Source organism: Bacteroidota bacterium (genome assembly GCA_016715425.1).
Classification (GTDB): Bacteria; Bacteroidota; Bacteroidia; order Chitinophagales; family BACL12; genus JADKAC01.
Genome location: JADKAC010000008.1, coordinates 160,282 through 184,445 on the forward strand (window position 1 = coordinate 160,282; position 24,164 = coordinate 184,445).

Below are 24,164 nucleotides of genomic sequence, written 5' to 3' on the forward strand. Positions count from 1 at the left end.
CTACTTTAATTCATTCTACTTTTGCAGCGTGCATTTAATTATAGATCTTGGTAACACCACAGAAAAAGCTGCTTTATTTTCAGGAGAGGAATTATTGCAAGTATATAAATCAGCAAATCTTAATCAGGAAGTTTTACAAGAAATAATAAATAATAATCCTATTACTGGATGGATTATTTCTTCTGTTACAAATGCACACACACAATTTACTTCTGTTCTCAGTAATATATCTCAAGGAATTGTTTTTAATCACACCACACCTATACCAATAGAAAATTTATATACCACACCGGAAACACTGGGCAAGGATAGACTTGCAAATGCAATTGGTGCATGGAAATTATTTCCGGGAAAAAATATTTTAGTGATAGATGCGGGTACTTGTATTAAATATGATGTTATATCACAGGCAGGTAAATATATAGGTGGCGGTATATCGCCGGGTCTTGCAATGCGTTTTGATGCAATGCATCAATTTACAGCAAAGCTTCCAAAAATTAATTCTGACAGATATGCATTGCCAAACAAATTATTTTTAACAGGTGAATCTACAGAAGCTGCTTTGATTTCCGGCGGAGCGTTAGGAGCTATCAAAGAAGTGGAAGGATTTATTGCCGATTATCAAAAAAAATATAATGATCTCAACGTGATTGTAACTGGTGGCGATATGTCCTTTTTTGATTATCATCTGAAAATCAGGATATTTGCACTCCCAGATTTAACACTGATTGGCCTGAATACGGTACTGGAATTCAACAGCAAAAATTAAATGCAGAAAAATTTTAAGGTATTAATTTCCATTGGATTGCTTTTGCAATCACTATTTGCATTTACGCAAGTGAATTCACCCTATTCCCGTTTGGGGTTGGGAAATTATACTTACCCCTCTTATGCAGGTCAGCATGGAATGGCAGGAGTTACAAATTCATTATTTCTTGCCAATGATATTTCCTATCAAAACCCTGCTTCCTATAGTTTTTTATTAAAAACAAATTTAGATGTTGGCATTGCTTTCCGTGTAAACGATATATCTCAGGGTAATGAAAGCACTGTAACTACCGATGGGAATATTAATTATCTGGCATTTGGCTTTTCTCCCGATAACAGTCGCTCTCGCCATGATTATGGTTTTAGTTTAGGCATAGTTCCTTATTCACTTTATCAATATCAAATTCAAACAGAATCTGCGAACACGGACACTTTACTCGGTATTCAGGATTATGAATATACCGGTGATGGTGGAATTTTGAAAGCATATTTAGGATTTGCTTATAGCTATGGATTTGGATATGATTCACTAAAAAAATCATATAAAAACACTTTGGGTGTTGGCATTAATACGGGCTATTTGTTTGGAAGATTAAATAATAAAACGGTTACTACTTTTCCTGATGAGGTAAACTCGGTAAGCACAAAACTTTTGCGTGAAACTGATATGGGTGGTGGATTTATTGACTTTGGACTTGCTTATCAGGCAAAAATTGGAAAAATGTATTCATTAAATATTGGGCTGAGTGGTAATCCATCTTATAAAGTGGATGGTTCTGAATCGCTGAGTTGGTTTAATATAAATAAAACAGGTGATGCGGAAACTATTACGGATACATTATATTTTTCTCCGGACTCTGCAGGTGTAGTTGTTCTTCCATCTCAATTCCATTTCGGTGTTTCCTGGAATAATTATCGCCGTTCAGGTTTAGATGCTGCCCGTTGGTTAGTAGCTGCGGAGTACAGTCAATTAAATTGGGATCAATATCGTGGGTTTCAATATTCGGATTCATTGCTTGCAAATTATCGTTTAAAATTTGGCGCTGAATTTTTGCCTCCTCGGAAAAGTAAAATTGGTGAATCAAAATTGCCTATTGCTTACAGAGCAGGTTTTTATTACGGTACCAGCTATTTAGAAATTTACGATCAGCAGCTAAAGGAGTTTGGTATAACTTTTGGCATTGGGCTACCGGCAAGAGGATCTAAAATAAATCTTGCTTTTCAATATGGAAGCCGTGGAAGCGGTGACTTGCTGAAAGAAAATATTTATAACTTTTATTTAGGCTTCAACCTATTTGATGCAAATTGGTTTTATAAACGTAAATTAAATTAAACAATATATAGAAAATGAAAATTAACGCTCTATTAAAATTTGTAATAGCATTATTAATTGTTCAAAGCAGTTTTTTGCAAGCATTTGCAATATATTCTGAAGAGGCTGAAGATTACAGTTGGTCACCACAGGATTCATGTATTAAAACTCCCGCCGACGAGCAAAAGCTGCTGGAGCAATATTCCTTATATCGTGAGTTTTACAAACAGGATAATTATATAGATGCAATGAAACACTGGCGATGGGTAATGGCCAATGCACCGGGGTACAGAGAAACACCATATTTTGATGGAATTACTATGTATGAATCTTTTATTGAAAAAGAAACAGATTCAGTAAAACGTGATTTGCTTATTGATACGTTGATGATGCTGTATGATAAACGTATTGACTGTCATGGTAAAATGGGATTTGTATTAGGACGCAAAGCATATAGCCTTTATAAATTGCGACCAATGGATTACGCAACTATATATACCACTTTCAAAACTTCGATAGACTTAGAAAAGGATAAGTCAGAGTATTTTTTATTGGGTCCTTATTTCAATTACACTATTATCATGTGGAAATTGCGTGAGGTAGAGCCCGGTACCGTATTAGAAACTATGGATCAGATAATGGGAATTATAAATGACAATGTGAGAGAAGGAACAGAAGATGCCGCAAATTATGAAAAGATAAAACCCGCTATTGAATCTATGTTGCCCGATAGATTAATGAGCTGCGAATATTTAATAAGCAGATTTAATGAAAATTGGGAAGCCGAAAAAAATGATTTGTATTTAGTAACAGGTTATTATAATGGTTTGCGCTCAGCAAAGGATTCGCTTGGTAATACTTGTACAAATACGGAAGTGTATTTTACAGTGTTACGTCAACTGTATGTTCTCGAACCCACTGCTCAAACAGCAGAACAAATTGCAGTAGCACTTTATAAAGAAGGTAAAGAAAACGATGCAATTGATATGTTTAACAATGCAATTGGTCTTGAAACTGATAATGGTAAAAAAGCAGACTGGAGTTTGAATATTGCCAAGATTTTAAAATCACAAGGGAAATTTTCACAATCAAGAACCTATGCTTATAAAGCTGCCGAATACAGATCCGACTGGGGAGCGCCTTACATGTTAATCGGTGATTTATATGCGTCTAGCGGATCCTTATGCGGTTCGGGAACAGGCTTCGAAAGTCAGGTGGTAGTTTGGGTGGCAATTGATAAATATTACAAAGCTAAATCTGTTGACCCTGGTGTTGCTGATGATGCAAATGCTCAAATTGCGAAGTACTCTCAGTACATGCCTTCAATTACTGACTTGTTTGATAGAGGCATTGATGAAGGCTCTACTTATACTGTTGGATGTTGGATAAATGAAGCGACCACAGTGAGAGGTAAAAAGACGAATTAATTAATTTTTTTAAAATATAAAATAGCACCCGGCAATAGATTACCGGGTGTTTTCATTTTTATATATCGGGGTATCTTTAAGCATGATTCGCACGGCCGTCATAATAACAATAGTATTTTTCTTGAGTGCTTGTGTAAACAGCATGGATGAAGTGCAGCAGGCAGTTTCCAGTGTAGAACCCAATGTGGAGCGAGGAACGGATATTGAAATGTTTTACAGCGAAAACGGCATGATAAAAATTCGAATAGCAGCACCGGTGCTTTCCCGTTATCTTATTGAAGATCCGTATGTGGAGTTTAATGAAGGATTACATGTTGATTTTTATAACGACAGCAACAAAGTAACTTCAGTGCTTACCGCAAATTATGGGATTCGCTATGAAAAGGAATTGAAAACCATTGTGCGCAATAATGTAATAGTGGTGAATGAAAAAGGAGAGCAACTCAACACCGAAGAATTAGTGTGGGACGAAAGAAAAAATATTATATCTTCTGACAAGTTTGTCAAGATTACAACGGATCAGGAAGTAATTTATGGAGAAGGATTGGAGGCAGATGAACGAATGACACGATATAAGATTTTAAAACCACAGGGAACTATAAAAGTAAAAATGAACGATGCTGAAAATGATGAAAATATTTGAGTGGTTGTGGCTGGGCGTCAGCATAATTGCACTCATAATGGCTATTACTAAATTTATGAATGGCCAGGCTTATGGCAATTATATTTATATTACTTTGTTTACGGCTGCTGTTGCTTTATTTATGTATTGGTTTAAGAAACGCAACAGGCTTTATCTGGAAAAAAGACAAAAAGATTTGCAAAACAGAAACAAAGAGTAGCACACCTGCAAGGAATATTGCGGGTTTCCTTTGGTTTCCACATGCTATCCACTAAATTTGCAGGCTTATTTTAAAAATGTTATAACACTCCTATGGCTATTATTTCCGAATTGCGAAAAAGATCGTGGATTATTTTGGTATTTATTGCGCTTGCTTTGGTGAGCTTTCTTTTAATGGATGCCTTTAACTCCAACTCCGGTATGCTGGGGAATAAAAGAACTGCATTTGCTTCTATTGATGGTGCAGAGATAACACCTGAACAATTTGATGTGAAATTCTCAGAAATCTTTACTCAATACCTTTCCCAATCAGGGCAATTAATAGCCTATCAAAACGGCCAGTTTAATTTAGATAAAGCAACGGAGTTTCAATTACGTGAACAAGCTTGGCAAGATTTGACACAACAAACTCTTGTTAACAAACAATTAGAAGCATTGGGATTGCAAGTTACTGAGCAGGAAAAAACAAATCTGATTTACGGCCCCGATCCTCATCCTTATATCAAAAATTATTATATCGGATTATCTAAAACCGGTCAATATGATCCGGCTGCATTTAATCAATATGTAACCTTTGTAAAAGACCCGCAGAACCAACAAGATAATCCACAAGCAGTACAAGCGTATTTTGATTTCTTGATGCGTGAAAATCTTGCTATTAAAGACTATATCAATACAAAATATTCTGCCTTATTTTCCAAAGCAGATTATGTACCTGAATGGATGGTGAAAAGAGATTATGAAATAAAAAATCGCAGAGCAAATTTTGATTATGTTGATATAGCATATACCACCGTTGCTGATTCCACTATTAAGGTTACCGATGCTGATTTGAAAGATTATTACAACAGGAATAAAAATAAGTTTAAGCAACTGGATGATAGTCGTATAGTAGAATATATCGTATGGGATTTTGTACCTACAGAAAATGATAGAGCTGCTATACTTACAAACTTGAATACATTAGTGAGTGATATGCAATCTGCAAAAAATGATTCTTCTTTTATTGCATTGCGTTCAGAAGATCCGGAACGTATTTCCAGAGCTTATTACAAACGTGCTGATTTCTATGCCAACGGTATGGACTCTGCAATTGTAGATTCTATTTTTATCAAACCTGTCGGATCTTTAATAGGACCGTATGAACAGGATAATTATTTTAAATATGTTTCTATTCGTGATAGAAAAATAATGCCTGACAGTGTGAGTGCAAGACATATTTTACTATCTCTTCAAACAAGAGATACTACCACTGCAAAAACATTAGCAGATAGTATTTTAACTGCTTTAAATGGCGGTGCTGATTTTGCATTACTTGCTGCTCAATATTCTGAAGATCAAAGCTCCGCAACACAAGGTGGAGATATGGGTTGGAGTACTCCTCAAACGGATTATGTAAAACCATTAAAAAATTATCTATTCAGTACAGGCTCAATAGGTAAAACAGAAATTGTAAAAACAATTTTCGGTTATCATGTTGTTGAAATAATGGAATTGAAGGAGCGCAATGAATATGCAAATGTGTATTACCTCAGTCGCATTATTGAAGCAAGCACAGCCAGTGCAGATTCTATTGACCGTATGGCCTCTGAATTCTTTGCAACTTATGATACTCCTGAAAAATTTGAACAAGGTGTAACAGAAAAAAAATTATTGAAACGCACCACTCCTCCATTGAGTAAAAATCAATATGAAATAGCAGGACTACCTGATTCAAGAGATATTATTACATGGGCATTTAATGCAGAAAAAAATCAATTTAATTATTTCAGCAATTCTGCCGATAGAGTGGTGATTGCATACTTAAAAGATTCTCGTCCGAAAGGAATTCCTTCTTTGGAAGATGTAAGAGCCCAAGTGGAATTAGAAACTATTCGTGAGAAAAAAGGGGAGATGCTGAAAAAACAAATGGAAGAAGCAATGGCTGGCAATACAGATATTGCTGCACTTGCACCAAAAGTAAATTCATCAGTTAAAACTTCTACCAACGCAAGCTTAAGTTCTCCATTTGCTCCGGGCATTGGTCTTGAACCAAAAGTTGTGGGTTCCGTAATGGCGACAGCAGCAAGTAATACTACAGGAATTATAATAGGTAATCGTGGTGTATATATTGCAAAAGTTACTTCAGTAATAGAACCTGCACCTTCAGAAGATTATACACTTAATCGCAATCAAATGGTGTATGGTATGCGCAACAAATTAAATCAAACAAATGTGTTGGGTAACTTAAATACAAAAGCAGATATTGTAGATAACAGATTTATGTTCCGTTAAGCGATATCAAACTTTACGGAGTAAGCCACCGTTATAAACTTTGTATTATGGAAATTATAAATAAAGTTGCGCAAAGCGGTATTCTTACTTTTAATCTGGAAGAATTATTTCCCGCAGAAGAAATTATATCTTTTGATTTGAAAGAATATTTATTCAAAGAATTAATTCTTCGTGAAAAAGATTTCAGAACTGCTCTTACTACTATAGACTGGAAAAAATATGATGGGAAAATTCTTGCCATTCATTGTTCTAATGATGCTATAATTCCGCAATGGGCTTTTATGTTGGTGAGTGTATATGCACAACCTTATGCTTCACATATTTATTTCGGTACTAAAGAAGAAGCATTACGTCTGCATTATATAAAAATTTTAGAACAAGTAGATATAGAACCTTACCGTAATCAACGAGTGGTAATAAAAGGTTGTAGTCATAAACCCGTACCTGTGGATGCCTATGTTGCCATCACAAATAAATTGCGCTCTGTTGCAAAATCAATTATGTATGGTGAGCCTTGTTCAACTGTTCCATTATTTAAAAGAAAAGATCCTGTTGCCTCATGAAACAATTGCAATACATATTTCTTGGAATTTTAATTGGTGGCGGATTAGTGGTTGTACTATCCAGTTCTCCTGAAATAAAACCCGGTGGCACGGTTACTATTTCTTCTACAGATTCATTGCGCAATTTGGGTGGTGAAGTGAGCATGGCAAAATATTATGCAATTAAACTTCCGAAAGAATTATCATTTGCCGGAGAGAAAGTGCCTATGCAAGATTTTGAAGTGCGTGAAAGATTAGATCGTGAATTAACAGTGAATTCGTATTGGCATAGCAATACATTACAAAACTTAAAACTTGCGCATCGTTGGTTTCCAACTATCGAAAAAATACTTGCTGAAAATAATATCCCCGACGATTTTAAATTTGTGGCACTTGCTGAAAGTGGTTTGCGCAATGTGGTTTCTCCTGCTTCTGCAGAAGGTTATTGGCAATTTCTTGCAGGAACTGCTAAAGAGTATGGGTTAAAAGTAAATGAACAAGTAGATGAACGCTATGATGTAGAAAAATCCACTCAAGCAGCAACAAAATATTTTGCAAACGCTTATAAAAAATTTAATAACTGGACCTTAGCAGCGGCATCCTATAATGTAGGTATGGGAGCTATTGAAAAGAATCTCACTTATCAGGATGTATCCAATTATTATGATTTATATCTGAATACGGAAACATCGAGATATATATTTCGCATACTTGCTTTTAAAGTGATTTATGAGAATACAGAAAAGTTTGGTTTTATGTTGGACGATGAAGATTTATATGATCCATTGCATTACAATACTATAATTATTGATTCAAGTATTGCCGACCTAGCAAAATTTGCGGCATCAAATAATACCAATTATAAAATGCTGAAATATTTTAATCCATGGCTGCGCAAAGAATCATTAACTGTTGGTAAAGGTGAATCTTACATTATCCGTTTGCCGGATAGTTTGCCACAGAAGTAATTTCAATAAAACACTTTCCTTTTATTCTGCTATTTTTGAACGTACTGTTATAAAAAATGCATGCAGAAACTCAGCGTAATTGTTCCGGCCTATAACGAAGAAAACACTATTGAAACAATTTTAAATACACTTTCTTCTGTTCAATTAATTGCAGATATCACTATGGAAATTATTGTGGTGAATGATTGCTCCAAAGACAACACTGCTGCCATTTTACAATCGTTTATTCAATCGCATCCGCAGTTAGATATTAAATCATTTCATCATGCAGTAAATAAAGGTAAAGGCGCCGCATTGCATACAGGAATTAAAGAAGCCACCGGTGATTTTATTATTGTACAGGATGCTGATCTGGAATATGATCCCAATGAATTTAATATCTTATTAAAACCCATTGTAGATGATCGTGCGGATGTCGTGTATGGTTCACGATTTATGGGTGGCAATCCGCATCGCATTTTATTTTTCTGGCATTCACTCGGCAATCAATTTCTTACTTTCATTTCTAATATGTTCAGCAACTTAAATCTTACGGATATGGAAACATGTTATAAGCTGATGCGTGCAGAAATAATAAAAGGAATTCCATTAAAGGAAAATCGTTTTGGTTTTGAACCGGAGCTTACACAGAAGCTTGCAAAAATTAAAAACATCCGCATTTATGAAGTGGGGATTTCTTATTACGGACGTACCTATGCAGAAGGAAAAAAAATAAACTGGAAAGATGGTGTGCGGGCACTTTACTGTATTGTGCGTTATGGATTATTTAAATAATCAATTTGGTATATTCCACTTTAGATATTGTATTACCCTGTTATAATCCACCAATTGGTTGGGAAAAAAAAGTAATTGAAACCTTTAAATTTTTCTGCAAAGCTTTACCCGAAGTGCAAACCGGTTTAATTATTATTAATGATGGTTCTTCTACTGATTTAACGGATGCAATTGCAGCTATTAAAAAAGCAGTACCTTTTTTTATTATTGATGCACATGCGCCCAATAAAGGGAAAGGATCTACTCTGCGTTCAGGTGTTGCAAAATCCACTGCAGAAATTTGTATTTATACCGATATAGATTTTCCTTATACCAATGAAAGTATGTTGAGTATCTGGAATGTATTGGCAATTGAAAAATCGGATATTGCAGTGGGAATAAAAAATGCAGATTACTACACGCATGTGCCGCCTGTTAGAAAATATATTTCAAAATTGTTGCAAAAAATGATTCGTGTTTTCTTAGGCTTAACTGTGAGAGATACACAATGCGGATTAAAAGGATTTAATGAAAAAGGCAAAGCAATTTTTCTGCAAACTACAATTAATCGTTATCTGTTTGATTTGGAATTTATTTATCTCGCCGGCAAAAACAAACAAGTACAATTATCTGAAATTGAAATTCAATTGCGACCTGATATACATTTCCGAGCTATGAACCTGCGTATATTGTTTACCGAAAGCATTAATTTTTTAAAGATAGTTTTACGCAGAATTTTTTAAAATGCAATTGTTGCGCAAACCATTATTCTTTGTTGTTCTGATATTGCTCTGTTGTATTGCACTTGCTTTCAGCAATTATTTTTTTCATCCCAATGCATTTTTATTAACTCATAACGGCGATGGATTTAAAAACTATTTTACACTTGCCTGGAATGTGGCTTATGATACGGGAACGCATTTCAGTGGCATGTTATATCCTTATGGTGATAATCTTATTTATGCCGATGTGCAACCCATATTAAGTTGGTCCATAAAAATACTTTCCTTTTTTTTTCCTGGAATAATTAATCATACAGTTGGAATAATGCATCTATGCATTTTTATTTCCATTATTCTGTGTGGTGTTTTTCTGTATTTAATTATCAATACTTATATCGCTAATAAATGGGTGAGTGCTATTGCTGCAATTGGTATTACTTTATTGAGTCCGCAAATGGAAAGATTAACCGGACATTTTGCATTAAGCTATGTTTGTGTTATTCCCATCATTTGGTATTTGCATTTAAGATTAATGGAATCAGAAAAAAAATTGCAGTTTGCGCTGTGGTTAATTTTCGCAATTACATTCTTTTGTTTTGTGCATTTGTATTTTCTGCTTACTGCCTTATTATTTATTTTTTCTTTCATCATCATTCAATGCATTCGTAGAAAAATAGAATGGAAATTATTGTTATGGCAAATGATAGTTATGGCAGTTCCATGTATCATCGTTATGGTATTTATGCAACTAAGCGATACCGTAATTGACAGGCCAGATGTGCCTTATGGATTTACAAATTATCGCACAACAATAGGTTCATTATTAGCACCCGATCACGGAAGAGTATTTGCGTTTTGGATTAATAATATCGGGTTACCAAAAGCGGATTTTGAAGGCTATGCATATATCGGATTATTCGCTGTGGTTGCAATATGTATTACACTTATTATTCTGGTTTCAAAAATTCCTAACGCAATAAAAAATGTAACGTTTTCATTACCTGTTTCTTCGGGTATTTTTAGTTATTTATTTTCAGCAATTTTAGTATTGTGTTTTGCATTAGGCTTACCTTTTATCTGGGGGTTTGATGAATGGATTGAAAAAATTCCAATCATTCGGCAATTTCGTTCACCGGGAAGATTTGCATGGATATTTTATTATGTAATTAATGTGTATGCAATTTATGTTTTCTATAATTTGTATTTGCACTTAAAAAGGAAACATTTCCGCATTGCAATAATTGTATTATTTGTAGGGATGTTTACCTTAATATTTGAAAGCAGTTCTTATTTTTTTAATGAAGCAAAAAATTATAGCACACACCCTTTAGCAAATCCATTTAATAATACATTGCAACAAGATTCTGATTTAGCTATCGGGAAAATAAATACGGATGAATATCAGGCGATACTTTTTATTCCGCTGTTTATGCAAGGCTCAGAAAAATTATATATTGACCACAGCAACGGAGATTTTGCAACTGCAATGAGCATAGCTTATAGAACCGGTTTGCCATTAATGGATGCAATGATGAGCCGCACATCTTTATCACAAAGTATTGCAATTACCTCTTTGGTAAGCAATCCATTATTAGAAAAACATTTGCCAGAACACCTCAATGAAAAACCTATTCTGTTAATTACAAATCATATTCAACTTACTGCTGCAGATAACAATTTAATTGCACAAGCAGATAGTATTGCAGCATGGAAAAATTTCACCTTTTATAAATTACCTGTAACCGCATTTAAAGATTTAAAAAAGGAAGCAGTATTGCATTTTGATTCACTTCAAAATAGAATGCAAATGGATTCATTGCAGAATTACTTTTCAGAATTACCCTTACAAATTTTTTATCGCAATGAATTTGAAAATCTACATGCAGAAAAAATGTATTCGGGAAAAGGTGCATTGCAACATACTACCGGTGGATTTTATTTAGATGAAATTGTATTAGATAAACATCCGGCATTCTGGATAGAAATTTCTTTCTGGACACCGGCAGTTAATTCGGGTAATTTATATCCTGCAATGCATTTAGAGTTTAAAGATGAATATGAGAATACAATTGCCATACATGGAATTAATCCCAAGGAATCCTCAGATATTGAACATGGTTGGATACGGGCGGCCAGAGATTTGGAAGTGATGGCGGAATGTAAATCCATACAAATATTTATAGAAGAATACCCTGATATATTAATTGATGCAGTACTGATAAGGCATACGGCGGCTGATGTGTATTATAAAAATCAGGAAGGTAAACTGATAATGAATAATTATACCATTGGGAAATAAGGCCTGCGACATTTATCTTTGCCGTTCTCAATTGAGTTCTGAAAAATATTGGTGCGGTAGCTCAGTCGGTAGAGCAAAGGACTGAAAATCCTTGTGTCGGCGGTTCGATCCCGCCCCACACCACAAGCAAAAAAGCCTTTCAAGTGAAAATTTGAAAGGCTTTTTTAATTACTATACAAATCGGTTTACTTAAACCTAATAATGAATGAGTTTAAAAAATGTGATATGCCGATACTATGAGTTGATGTATATTAAATTTTTTAAACCGGGCATACATTTCTTACATCAGACATTTGTATTCAATTATTTATTTTTAGTGGAGCATTAGATAATTTCAACCACCGAGATAACTGCTTTAATTATGAGGAAAAGAACAAATGGCACCTATAGCGATGATATATCAGGCGGACAATCCACCGGGAATTATACTTATGATCTTATTGGAAATCTGATTTCTGATAATGCAGAAGGAATAAATAATATTACCTGGAATGTGTATGGAAAAATTAGCAGTATTGATAAAGCAAGTGGTCCTGATCTTACATTTGCTTATGACCCGATGGGAAATCGAATAATGAAATTGGTAGATGATGGTAGTACATTAATATACACCTATTATGTGAGGGATGCACAGGGTAATGTGCTTTCCACTTATTCAAGAATAGATGATGCAACCGATGATATTATAACTTTAAGTGAGCTACACATTTATGGTTCCAGTAGATTAGGAATAATGGTTGAGGAATTGGATATGTCAACCACTATAACTTCAGACGGACATTCACAAAGAAATCTTGGGAAAAAGAGATATGAATTAAATAATCATTTGGGTAATGTATTAACTGTAATTACAGACAGGAGATTTGGTACAGAGCAAGGTACTACCGGACTAATAAAGTATTATGAAGCTGATGTTTTACAAGCTCAGGATTACTATCCCTTTGGGATGTTAACGCCAGGAAGAAATTGGAGCAGCGGAAGTGAGTATAGGTTTGGGTTTGGAGGGGAAGAATCAGATGGTGAAATATATGGTGATAATAATAGCTATGCATTTGAATATCGATTACACGACCCAAGATTAGGAAGGTTTTTAAGTGTTGATCCATTAGCCCCACAGTTTGCCTATAATTCTCCTTATGCATTTAGTGAAAACAGAGTTATTGATGCAATTGAGCTTGAGGGCTTAGAAAAATACATAATTATTAATGACTATTATGAAGGTTCGCTTACTAAAACCACTATTATTCGTGCAGTTAATGAGGATTATATTGAACAAAATTTACAAATTAGAAACATTGTTGCGAAACCTTCAATTAATTATTCAATTTACCAAGTTCTAGTAATAGATCGATTTTCACCTGAAGTATTTTCTGAGAGTGGCAAAAATGACCTATCGAATCGAGAAAAAAGTATTTTAAATGAAAAAACTTATAGAAGTGGCTCAGGCAAAAATTCAATGTTTACTCTGCCATATGGGAGCAATCAACAATTAATAGGTATTAGGACTAATACCTATAGACTAACAAATAAGTTAGACTATGATCAAGGACTACTTTTTTTAACAGATGGTTCAGCCAATGAATTTAATTTAGATTTAATTGCGGCAGGGTTAAATGAAACAACGATCCCATCAATTAGAGAGGCAAATAAGAATTGGGTAAATGTTGTATCAATTGATATCACTTTTAGTGATAAAGAATTGAAGGAAAATTTTGAGTCGTCATTAACAAAATATTTATTTGAACAATATCCTGTTACCAAAATAAATACATCAATTTCAAATGATGTAGTTAATAGTCAAAACCTTGAAAATGAGAATTATAAGTTTGGAGTAAAAATCAATTTTAACGTAACACCCAAAGAGTAATTTTATGATATTTTATTTTGTAATATTTTTCTTATCACAAACTTTAAATATAATTCAAAAATGAAAGTTGCAAATGCAATATTCTCATTTTTTATGAAGAAACTGGATATATATGGGCCCCTTGCAATTTACCTGATACAATCAATATGATTGGATCTGAAAATGGGTTCAATTTGACATTAATAATTTATGATTGTTATGGCTCAGCTGAAATAAGTGGAGAAAAAATTTCATTGAATGATACAGTTTCTTTCCAGGGACAATATACCGGCTATAATGAGATTCTAATTGATTCTGGATATTCCTATGATGATATATATTTTGTTGCCGATACATTTCATTTTTATCAACCAAAAAAGAATGGTATGTGGATTTACAATTATTAATGAATTTAAAATTTATCGCTAAGTGAAGATCAAGAAAAAAATTATTTTGGCTTTAATCACTACCACTAAAATATACTTATCTTAAACATATACCTAAAATGACTCCATCCCATATTTCAACCTCACCGTCCTATCCCTTCGGGATGTTAATCCCAGGACGGCAATGGAGCGCTGGAAGTGAATACAGGTTTGGGTTTAACGGGAAAGAGAGTGATGCGGAAACCTATGGGGAAGGAAATGCTTATGACTTTGGAGCAAGGATTTATGATGCAAGGTTGGGGAGGTGGATGAGTGTAGATCCTCTTCAAAGAAAGTATCCTAACTTAAGTCCGTATTCAGGCTTTGGTAACAATCCCGTCCTTATTGTAGACGTAGATGGAAGGGAGAATTTCATTTATGTCGTTTTCCTACCTTCAAGTGAAGGGCAGTTAACCACAACTCAGAAAGAACAAATAATATATCAAACACAAGTATTCCTAACACAAGCGTTGAACTTAAATGTTCAAGTGGTGGAATATGATCAAACAAAACATGGTGAATTTGATGGGAAGTATTTAGATATGAGTGATGCGGTGGTTGCAATTGGGTCAGCAAATGATGTAAGTAAATTTGCAGAAAGGAATGTTGCAAATAGTGAAAATTCTGACCTTTGGGATGCAAACTGGGGTTCATATAATTCACCTGAAATAAGTGAATCTGTTGGACAAGGTCATTCATCCTCTAATCCTAAATTTGGTCAGGTAGTAGGCATATCTTCCGATGCTTTAGTAGATAAGAGAAATTCTGTTGGTGAAGAGTCTACAGCAAATCCAGTTGTTACTGCCGGGGTATATTTAATTTCTCACGGATTGGGACATAATGTAGGCTATTCAGACGTGATGGATGTAACTATACCTATCAACCCTAATGATTTAAATTCTTTAAATAGTCGAAATGTGGACATACCTAATTCTTATTCTATAATGGTAAGTGGTCCCAGACTAATGGGAAATAATTATAGTACGCCGGGATTAATAAACAGATCCATTGAAGGCTATGATTCCGCAGAGGATTGGATGAATTCTGGGTATACAAAAGATTTAAGACCGAGATATAGAGAAAAGTTCTCCGGATTTGAACCAACAGACAACTATGATAAGAATAAATCGGTATCACAAGATTAAATTATATGCACTTTTTAAAATATAAAGTATGGGCAATTTTTACTCTAATTTTTGCATGTAATATTTCCTGCCAAGAAAACTTAAAAAATAATGGAAGAGATAATAAAAAAATAGATTCATTGGGGAAAGAATATTTGGTGTTACAGTTTGAATTGCCAGATAGTTTTAAAGATATTGAGAATGATAAAAAGCCTAAATTCTTTCCTCTAAATGAGTCTAATTACACCTCTGAAAGATGTAATTTATTTGATACTACATTAAATATGGGTTTTATATATATTCGATTTAATGATTGGTTGTATAAGGAATATGTTAAAAAGTTTAGAGATAGTATTTATATTTTACAAGATATTGAAACCGACTATAAATTTAATTATAATTCAATTTATTTTTTTCAAAATAAGTTTGAATATATAAATGGCTACAAATTTATTTTAACTGAGTATAGAACCCTTTATGGTAAACCAGATACAATGTTTTACCATATGGATCTAATTTGTTTATTAAATGATACTTACGCCAAGATAAATATTATAGGCGCAGCACCTCAAGATTCTGTATTAAATGAAATTAAAGATTATGCGCATTTAATTAAAAACTCCATTCGAGTAATTGAAAAATCCAAACGGGATTCTACTCGGATGTCTGTTTGTGTTGACTTAAATTAGCTATCATTCAGCTATTAATTAAATTGAAAAAATCCCAAATCAAACTTAACATTTATAAAATGTACCTCTCCAATTTTTCACCCTCACATCATCATGGCTTCGGGATGTTAACGCCGGGGAGAAATTGGAGCGCTGGAAGTGAGTACAGGTTTGGTTTTAACGGCAAAGAGAGTGATGCAGAAACTTATGGAGAAGGAAATATTTATGATTATGGTTTTAGGATATATAATTCACGGTTTGGAAAGTTTTTAAGTGTTGATCCATTAACACAATCTTACCCTTGGTATACACCTTATCAGTTTGCCGGGAATAAACCGATAGTAGCGATTGATTTGGATGGACTAGAAGAATTTTACTATGGTGATTTATTAAAAAGCAAGGAGGGTAGAAATGCTTTATTTATTATGCAAGCTACAGATGTGGGAGTTGAAATAATGAAGGTCATTTGGAGTACTGAAGGAACAATTAAGCAAAGGGATGTTTATTTTGTTTACCGTGCTATAGAAAGTTCAAATGGTTCAAAAAACACATCACGTCAAGCCTATACAACTCATTTATCTGCGGCTAATATTTCAGAAGATGGTAAGCTTATTCGTAATAAATATGAAAAAATTGATGACTTATTACCACTTGATGGGATTGATTTTTCGGCTTCAAAACGAAAAGGAAATGAAATCTCTGTTATTGTTATAAATACTAATAGTAGAGGTTATCAAGAGGCGAAAGATGGAAATCCTTTAGATTTGAGCCAAACTATATATCATGAAATTAAGGCTCATATTGAACCTAAAATAAATCCTACAGTATCAGAGGATGGAACTCCACATGAGAAGTCAGAGAAACAAGAACACTATAATTATCATGGTAATTATAGCCATTATAGTCCAAAACCAGAAGATGCAAAAGAAGGAACGCCTCATAAAACATATATTAATCAAGCAAATAAAGCAATTAAAAATGTCGGTGAATATCTTGAAAAATAAATTATTCTTGAGTTTAATCTTTATGGCAGCTTTATTTTCCTGTGAATCTAATACTGAAAGGTCATTTTTTAAGAATATAAAGGAAAAAGTTGTTTTCGATGAAAATAACTGGTATAGTATAGCAAATTATGGAGAAATTTGGAATAGCAAAATACTTTATGAATTTAATGTAAAAATTTTATCTTATGAAACAGTTAAAACAGTACAGTGTTATTGGAAAGATGATGCTTTGTATATAGGAACAAAGGAGAATTTTCAAAAATATTTTGATTTTGGTAAAAAACATGAATTAGTAGAAACAAATAATTATAATATAATTAATATTCATTCTTTTAATAGCATAAATTATTTTTTGATGATTAATAGATTTAGAATAGATGGAGTTGAATCCAATGAGTATCAATTAATGGTAATTAGTAAAGATAGTGGTTTTCTTGGAGGTGTTTATTTTGATGATTTTGCAGAAAAAATAGATGTGGAATCTAAGGTTGGTAAAATTCCTTTAAGTGATTCTTTAATACTTAACGAGAAGATAATACAAATCCTATCAGCATTATAATCAGTAGAATTTTTTATTTATTTTATTCTAACAAGATTCAAAACAAAAAAATTAAATAAGAATATCCCCGCAAATATTGTATTTCATTATTTTTATTAATTGAAAATAGTAATAAACATTAAAGCATTACATCACAATCCCTTTGGGATGTTAACGCCGGGAAGAAATTGGAGCGCTGGAAGTGAGTACAGGTTTGGGTTTAATGGAAAAGAGAGTGATGCAGAAACGTATGGAGAAGGTAATACTTTCTATAATTTCAGTGAACTCTACATCTGCCAACCTTTAATTTGTTTTGTCTGGTAAAGAAATTAATTTTGATTTTATAACTTAATGACATGCTTACAATAACTCCGCAATATATTACAGATAGCACAGGTAAAAAGATTTCCGTTGTACTTCCGCTTAATGATTTTAAAGCCATTTTAGAAGAATTGGAAGAGTTGGAAGATATAAAACTTTATGATGAGTCTAAAGAATCCAATGAACCTTCAATACCCATTGAGGATGCGTTTAAAATAATTGAAGAAAAACGTAAAGAAAAATAATGGCTTACACTGTAACCATTAAGAAACAAGCAATTAAAATTCTGGAAAAAGTAAATGAACCGTATTACACCAATATTAAAGAAGCCATTTACAATCTTGCAAATAATCCACGGCCTAAAGGTTGCAAAAAATTAAAAGGAAGAGAAGGATATCGGATTAGAGTTAATGATTACAGAATTATTTATGAAATATTCGATTCAACTCTTTTGGTAGATGTTATTGACTTAGGACATAGAAAAAATATTTATGAGTAAATTTAAATCACAACTTTTTTTCTATCAATTGGTGTCCCAACCCGCCGCCATTCAAGTTGAGATTAAGTCTTTATTTCAATTCTCACCATGAATAATTTTTAACAATTTCTTATTCAAACGCACTCGCCATTCTTTCTTGTTCGGTACGTGTAATTCCGTATTTCGATGATAGCTTTCTCCATGTCTTCACAGAGGCATGTATCTTTTTAATTATTTGTTGTGTGGTTGAATTATTTAATCGGAAATATGGCGCAACTTCTAATGCTAAATCTATATCAAGTGCATTATCGTTTTCATAAATATTCACACTTAAACCTGTTCCAAATTCGTTTGGATTAATATCATACGCTGGTGACAATATCCACCCTTTATCCGTGAGTAGAAATCCATGATTTCTTAAATGATCGTCGGTGTTTTTTACACAAATACTAAATACAATTCTTCGCCATAATTCTTCCAGGTCCGTTTCAATATTAGCTCCATTTTTTGAAATAAATTCTACTAAATCCAAATAACTGGCACCCTCTGATCCCGCACCATCACTATATCCTAGTAAGGTCATTGCAGATGCAAAATGAATTCTTTCACCTTTTGCGTTTCTATCAAATCTTTTAGTTAAGTAAGTATGATATTTATTTTTGAACTTTTGTATTCTTCCTTCCGCCATATTCAATCCTGCTTTTACCGCCAAATCATTTGTTAGCATTTCCCAGACAGCAATATCTTTCTCATCTGACTTACTTGGGAATTTTGCAATCCATAAATTATTTTTTGCATCCACTACACTTGCCTTTGGCCTTGCACCACCCAAGGAAGAACCCGGCGCTATTAAGAGATTTATCCATTTCAAATACTGCGGGTCATCCACTTTTTCATCTTCAAATTTTAAACTCGCTTGTTCTAATGTTTGTAATGAAGTCCATGGAGGTGAAGCCATATTTTTATTATCATTTAAAAACGGCCCCATCTCATCTATCTTAAACCGCAATGCACCCATTCTATGTTGGTCAAACACACCCATTAAAAAATCAGATTCCAATAATTTTTTAGCGTTGCGACCTTCCAACTTCGCAAGTGCAGATTCATGTCGTTGCATTAAAACTCTTCCCCATCTGTCAGGACATGAATCTAAGAATATTCCAAAGTTTGATTTTTCATTTGCCGGATAAAATGCACCTGAAAATAATTGCAAATCAGGATCTATCATTTGTGAATATCCAGAACTGATCCATGACTCAGTAAATTTAAATGAAAAGGTTTCTTTACCCTTCATTGAAGTAGCATTAAGTATTCCCATCTGCATGGGTTTTACCATGCCTTTCCAATGCGCATACACCAGTATTTCTTTTTGTGCTTTTGTCATTTCTTAAAGTGATTTCTTTTTCTTAGGCGCTCTTTCTTTTACTGTTAATCCTGCATCCTGAAGTTTTCTTCCCAACGTATCATCTTCAGCAATTAATAGCAAATCTTTTTCAAGACCTAACACAAAAAGCACTTGCGCATAAGTACCCATAGCAACGCCGGGCGAACCGGTTTCAACAGCCCACAATGTCTTGCGACTAATGTTGGCTCGCTCCGCAACTTGAGCTGCATTTAATTTGCGACGTAAACGTGCTAAACGAATATTTTCACCCAGCTTAATTAATACTTTTTTGACGGAAGGAAGAATAATTGATTTTGCCATAACTTGTATAATATTACGCAAACATAGATTAAATGGGTATGATACTACACGTTATTTTTATTTCCGCAGGGTTCTTATCTCTATAAATAATTATATGAAAGGAAAAACCTTCACACTTAAATTCTCCTTTAAATCAATATTAAGAGTGTATCTTTTTAACGAATAGCACCAATTTTTCACCCCCACAATCTGGGATGATAACATCAAGAAAAAATTGGAGCGTAGTGAGTGAGAATAGGTTTAGCGGCAAGAGAATATTATCCCCCCAAATAAAAAATATCATGGGCTATTTAGGCTGCTGCGAGGAATGATGATGCAAAAGAAAATTTCAAATAAATACAGTTTATGTCAATACCAATTGAATTTTTAAATTCTTCTAATAATTGCAATGCAATCGTTACTTTTATAGGATGAGCATTTGAAATATTACTCACTGAAAAATTTAAACTTATTACTTGAACATACACATAGTTAAATTTAAAGAAACTTTAATGTACTGTTATGTTACCTGTTTTTTTTCAACCACATCCATTATTGCAGAATTATGTAGAAGCTATAATTATTTCAAATTTTGATTTCGATTGTGAAAGAAACATTTCCTCCATCTCTACCTTCGTCCCTACTTATGAAAGATTTTTGTGCTTCCACCTCGCCGACCAGATTCAGGTAAAAAAGGAAAATAGTCAATACTCTCTTCGTCCCAGATCAATAATTGTGGGGCAGCAATTAAAACCAGTTGAATTGAACTTTGGCCAAATCCACTTTTGTGTGAGTGCAGTATTAAAACCTTCTGGTATGTTTAGATTAACAGGCATACCACAGCATGAAATGATAGATCGTGATTTTGATGGTAGTCTTTTGTTAGGAAAGGAAGTGAATGGATTAATTGAGCAACTTGGAAATGCAAATTCAAATAATCAAAAAAATATTATTATTCAACAATATCTATTGAGTAAGTTATGGAAATTAAAACCGCTTTTACCTTTTGATGCGGCAATATCTGACCTGATAAATTCTGGTGGAAATTTATCGGTAGAAAAACTCGCTTCTTTATCGTGCTTATGTGTGCGTCAATTAGAACGTATAAGCCTGGAACGAATAGGGCTAAGTCCTAAATTATATAGTCGGATAATTCGTTTCACCCGGGCTTATCAGTACAAAGAATATTTTCCAAAATGCAGTTGGACTGCTATTGCTCATAATTGTGGTTATTACGACCAAATGCACATGATACATGATTTTAAATTCTTTGCAGGAATTAATCCTGGTTTGCTAAAAGAAAATAATATCGAATCGCTTATGCATTTTCAGATATCAGAAGCTGAAGCTTCTTTTTCAGAATTATAAATGAGTCCAGAATGTCGTGTTTATACTATTCTGGAAATTTATCCAAACATATATTTGATTCATAATTAATAAAAAAATATATACAATCGGAATTAATTAAATTACTAGAAAGAACTTGGGTAGGTTAAAGAATACACTGTATGCGAATCATATATAAAAAAGAAATAGCATTTTTTAACCCAACTCAAATTTATCTGCCAAACATTATTAATGCATTTGCTTAAAGTGTTATATAGTTTTATTACTTAAAATAAGTATCTCGCAGTTGGTGTCTCGTCAACTTTAAAGAATTATTGAGAATACAATTATTATTTTTTTAATTATAGGATTGTGAAATCATTGATTTGATATAAAGTAAATTGATGAAATAATTTAGCGATTAAACTAGCCTGATGACATCTGTAGTGTAATGTTGAAGAAATAGAATAACTCATGTAAGCTCAAACATAAAATCATACTCAAATAATAAGACCTAATTATAATTTTTGTTTTAACGATAGTAATCCAAAAAGCTAAAAGGGGTTTTAAAAATCATTCAATTAAATACTTAAAATCACCATCTATGAATTATTTAAAAATTCCGGGGAAGTTCAGCGAAGAACAGCTGAATGTCTTTGTTGGCACCCGACAAAAATTTCTTCTTTCACCCTTTATACAGATAGGGCTTACAACTAACACTACATATTGGGAAGAACTGACATGTGTGGGTTATAATCCGCAGGCGGAAAGGCTTGAAGCGATTATTTCTATTAAGCAAACGTCGGGTTATAGTGGCAACTTATGCTCAACATCATCTAAAGAATATGTACGCTTTTTTATTGACTTTAATGATGGCAATGGCTGGCAGAACATGGGATATACCAGCACAAAAGTTGCAGACATCAGCGATGCTCCTCCCGGTGTACAGCATCCCATAATTTATATGTCGCAATTATATATTGACGATGCAAGCCATAGAAAATTTTTGAGCTGCAATCAAGCTGTTGTGCCAACTGTAAGGGCAGTGCTTTCCTGGAACACCATTCCTTCAACTAATCCAAATACACAGTCGTATTACGGTAATACACTCGATCGCTCAATACAGCTCGACCGCAAGAAATTTTTTATCTGGGAAGATATTATCCACCTTACAGAAATTAAAAAACTTCCACCCATTGATATGGAATTTCAAATACCAATTGCGAAACCTGTTCCTGCATCCCTTGAAGTATTGCATAGAAATTATGCTGCACTAAAAATTGAACCGAACAGAGTTTTTTATTCGGCTATTGGTTCACAGATAGGATCGGAAATGAAATTTGCTAAGACCACTACTTATAGTTTACAAAAGTTAGGTTCATTGGACATCAGTATTTCTGATATCAGTGATTTTGTTCTTGCACCAGTTACAAAAGCAAATGTGAATTATGAAGAATTATATTGCGTAGGATTAAATACGGCACAGGATACACTTGGTGCTGTTATTCATGTTAAAAATTCTGGTGGTTATGGTGGTGACCTTTGCAGTACCGGATCAAAGGAATATGTTGCATTTTGGGCCGACTGGAATAATGATGGGGTGTATGGTCAGTACCTCGGTACAGCAAGTGTTGATGTTCACGATATATCCAATATTCCTGCTGACGGATTATATTATAATGTTGCTCTACCGGTTGATTTTTCGCATCGACTTAAAACATGCAGCTCGCCAAACATTATTCATATTCGTGGGGTATTATCCTGGCAGTCTCTACCGAGTACAACAAATTCAAATCAGTTAAATCATTATGGAAATTATGTTGATGCAGTTGTACAGATAAGACCGGGTTTGGGTTCAAATGTGGATGCAGTTATCACTTATGTAGGCAATGTGGACAGAGATGATATAGATCCTAGTCACCATCTATTTAATTATAACGGTGCTTCACCTAATGCATCAAATAATCGTCCTTGGGGCGGATGGGTAAGTCTTCATGGAATCATTGATAGAAATGGTTTTAACGGAGTAATTAAATACAAGATTATGTATAAAAAATACGGTGCAGCTGATAGTACCTATGCAACAGTTTCCACCAATGAAACATTTTCTATGATTGATTTTGCACCCGATCCAAACTTAGAATTCACCGATAATCAAATTGTTTCAGACGGCTGGTTCACCTACAAGCAAAATCCTGCTATCCAATTATACAATGAAACCAATTACTTGGCAGGATGGAGCACTGGTGGACTTACAGATGGCACCTATACAATTAAGATGCTCTTCACTGATGAAACAAACGCTATTCAAGTAGCCGATGAATTTTCTATGATTATTAATAATACACCAATGACCGTTAATCCGGATGCAGGTGTTGCAGTTAATCCTGCCTATGATCTTGATCTTGCTATTATTGGAGGTGACTGTCATAGTTATGATAAATCAGCATCACTTATTGATGGAAGGGTAAGAGCCGTGCATGCATATTTTAGTGGATGGAGTTTGGAATTGCAACCGACCACTCATACCAATGGTGTAACACCTGCACCTCAAAGCAGGCCATACAATGCAATTGGTGATATGGGTGATGCAAATGCATCCTGGTCGCTTGACACTGCGAAACTTGATCCTTGCGGCTATACAGTAAGAATGATTGCTACTACCAGAGTAATTCTAAACAGTTCGCCTGGATATTTTCCGCAGTACGGACCAAAAGCAGTGGGGTTTGCTGTATTATCTTAAATATGTTTAATCAGTAAAAGAAAAGAGGCTGTTTCAAAAGTGATTCAGCCTCTTTTTAATTCTAAAGAATATTTGAATATTTTTTTTATTTAATTTTTTAT

Annotated in this window: 24 protein-coding genes and 1 tRNA gene; 23 read left to right on the forward strand and 2 right to left on the reverse strand. The window is 33.8% G+C overall.

Annotation, left to right across the window (positions count from 1 at the left end):
* Nucleotides 1-28 precede the first annotated feature (28 nt).
* From IPN31_14810 to IPN31_14910, 21 genes are all read left to right on the forward strand, one after another.
* Nucleotides 29-769, forward strand: coding sequence for a type III pantothenate kinase (locus tag IPN31_14810; GenBank protein ID MBK8683145.1), 741 nt, complete (start codon nt 29-31; stop codon nt 767-769).
* Nucleotides 770-2,101: a hypothetical protein gene (locus IPN31_14815; protein MBK8683146.1), complete on the forward strand. Its 1,332-nt coding sequence runs from the start codon at nt 770-772 to the stop codon at nt 2,099-2,101.
* Between the two features lie 14 nt (nt 2,102-2,115).
* Nucleotides 2,116-3,507, forward strand: coding sequence for a hypothetical protein (locus IPN31_14820; GenBank protein ID MBK8683147.1), 1,392 nt, complete (start codon nt 2,116-2,118; stop codon nt 3,505-3,507).
* A 121-nt stretch (nt 3,508-3,628) separates the two neighbouring features.
* Entirely contained in the window at nt 3,629-4,150 is a 522-nt protein-coding gene (gene lptC, locus IPN31_14825; GenBank protein MBK8683148.1) for an LPS export ABC transporter periplasmic protein LptC, read from the forward strand.
* Nucleotides 4,134-4,349: a hypothetical protein gene (locus tag IPN31_14830; protein ID MBK8683149.1), complete on the forward strand. Its 216-nt coding sequence runs from the start codon at nt 4,134-4,136 to the stop codon at nt 4,347-4,349. The genes lptC and IPN31_14830 overlap by 17 nt, the downstream gene beginning before the upstream one ends.
* 92 nt (nt 4,350-4,441) lie before the next feature.
* Nucleotides 4,442-6,622 carry a peptidylprolyl isomerase gene (locus tag IPN31_14835; protein ID MBK8683150.1) on the forward strand — a complete coding sequence of 727 codons (2,181 nt, stop codon included), beginning with the start codon at nt 4,442-4,444 and terminating at the stop codon, nt 6,620-6,622.
* 47 nt (nt 6,623-6,669) lie between these two features.
* Complete coding sequence (locus tag IPN31_14840; GenBank protein MBK8683151.1) at nt 6,670-7,185, forward strand: DUF2480 family protein; 516 nt, start codon at nt 6,670-6,672, stop codon at nt 7,183-7,185.
* 5 nt (nt 7,186-7,190) lie between these two features.
* Nucleotides 7,191-8,132, forward strand: a complete 942-nt coding sequence (locus tag IPN31_14845; GenBank protein MBK8683152.1) for a lytic transglycosylase domain-containing protein — start codon at nt 7,191-7,193, stop codon at nt 8,130-8,132.
* A gap of 60 nt (nt 8,133-8,192) precedes the next feature.
* Nucleotides 8,193-8,906, forward strand: a complete 714-nt coding sequence (locus IPN31_14850) for a glycosyltransferase family 2 protein (protein ID MBK8683153.1) — start codon at nt 8,193-8,195, stop codon at nt 8,904-8,906.
* A gap of 5 nt (nt 8,907-8,911) precedes the next feature.
* On the forward strand, nt 8,912-9,628 hold the full coding sequence (locus IPN31_14855; GenBank protein MBK8683154.1) for a glycosyltransferase: 717 nt from the start codon (nt 8,912-8,914) through the stop codon (nt 9,626-9,628).
* A 10-nt stretch (nt 9,629-9,638) separates the two neighbouring features.
* Nucleotides 9,639-11,906: a hypothetical protein gene (locus IPN31_14860; GenBank protein MBK8683155.1), complete on the forward strand. Its 2,268-nt coding sequence runs from the start codon at nt 9,639-9,641 to the stop codon at nt 11,904-11,906.
* 50 nt (nt 11,907-11,956) lie between these two features.
* Nucleotides 11,957-12,029, forward strand: a tRNA-Phe gene (locus IPN31_14865).
* Between the two features lie 238 nt (nt 12,030-12,267).
* On the forward strand, nt 12,268-13,773 hold the full coding sequence (locus IPN31_14870; protein ID MBK8683156.1) for a hypothetical protein: 1,506 nt from the start codon (nt 12,268-12,270) through the stop codon (nt 13,771-13,773).
* A gap of 173 nt (nt 13,774-13,946) precedes the next feature.
* Entirely contained in the window at nt 13,947-14,159 is a 213-nt protein-coding gene (locus tag IPN31_14875; protein MBK8683157.1) for a hypothetical protein, read from the forward strand.
* Nucleotides 14,160-14,302: 143 nt separating this feature from the next.
* Nucleotides 14,303-15,322 (forward strand): hypothetical protein, encoded by a 1,020-nt coding sequence (locus IPN31_14880; protein ID MBK8683158.1) that lies wholly within the window; start codon nt 14,303-14,305, stop codon nt 15,320-15,322.
* Nucleotides 15,323-15,327: 5 nt separating this feature from the next.
* Nucleotides 15,328-15,990 (forward strand): hypothetical protein, encoded by a 663-nt coding sequence (locus IPN31_14885; GenBank protein MBK8683159.1) that lies wholly within the window; start codon nt 15,328-15,330, stop codon nt 15,988-15,990.
* Nucleotides 15,991-16,049: 59 nt separating this feature from the next.
* Entirely contained in the window at nt 16,050-16,973 is a 924-nt protein-coding gene (locus IPN31_14890; protein MBK8683160.1) for a hypothetical protein, read from the forward strand.
* Nucleotides 16,963-17,532: a hypothetical protein gene (locus IPN31_14895; GenBank protein ID MBK8683161.1), complete on the forward strand. Its 570-nt coding sequence runs from the start codon at nt 16,963-16,965 to the stop codon at nt 17,530-17,532. The genes IPN31_14890 and IPN31_14895 overlap by 11 nt, the downstream gene beginning before the upstream one ends.
* A 99-nt stretch (nt 17,533-17,631) precedes the next feature.
* On the forward strand, nt 17,632-17,835 hold the full coding sequence (locus tag IPN31_14900; GenBank protein ID MBK8683162.1) for a hypothetical protein: 204 nt from the start codon (nt 17,632-17,634) through the stop codon (nt 17,833-17,835).
* Between the two features lie 32 nt (nt 17,836-17,867).
* Nucleotides 17,868-18,077: a hypothetical protein gene (locus IPN31_14905; GenBank protein MBK8683163.1), complete on the forward strand. Its 210-nt coding sequence runs from the start codon at nt 17,868-17,870 to the stop codon at nt 18,075-18,077.
* Nucleotides 18,077-18,331, forward strand: a complete 255-nt coding sequence (locus IPN31_14910) for a type II toxin-antitoxin system RelE/ParE family toxin (protein MBK8683164.1) — start codon at nt 18,077-18,079, stop codon at nt 18,329-18,331. Before IPN31_14905 ends, IPN31_14910 begins: the two co-directional genes overlap by 1 nt.
* Nucleotides 18,332-18,440: 109 nt before the next feature.
* Here the strand turns inward: IPN31_14910 and IPN31_14915 are convergent, their stop codons facing one another.
* Both IPN31_14915 and IPN31_14920 read right to left on the reverse strand, forming a co-directional pair.
* Entirely contained in the window at nt 18,441-19,694 is a 1,254-nt protein-coding gene (locus IPN31_14915) for a HipA domain-containing protein (protein ID MBK8683165.1), read from the reverse strand.
* 3 nt (nt 19,695-19,697) lie between these two features.
* Nucleotides 19,698-20,015 (reverse strand): helix-turn-helix transcriptional regulator, encoded by a 318-nt coding sequence (locus IPN31_14920; GenBank protein ID MBK8683166.1) that lies wholly within the window; start codon nt 20,013-20,015, stop codon nt 19,698-19,700.
* A gap of 501 nt (nt 20,016-20,516) precedes the next feature.
* Between IPN31_14920 and IPN31_14925 the strand changes: the two genes are divergently transcribed.
* Nucleotides 20,517-21,362 carry an AraC family transcriptional regulator gene (locus IPN31_14925; GenBank protein ID MBK8683167.1) on the forward strand — a complete coding sequence of 282 codons (846 nt, stop codon included), beginning with the start codon at nt 20,517-20,519 and terminating at the stop codon, nt 21,360-21,362.
* A gap of 562 nt (nt 21,363-21,924) precedes the next feature.
* Complete coding sequence (locus IPN31_14930; GenBank protein ID MBK8683168.1) at nt 21,925-24,063, forward strand: hypothetical protein; 2,139 nt, start codon at nt 21,925-21,927, stop codon at nt 24,061-24,063.
* Nucleotides 24,064-24,164: the final 101 nt, after the last annotated feature.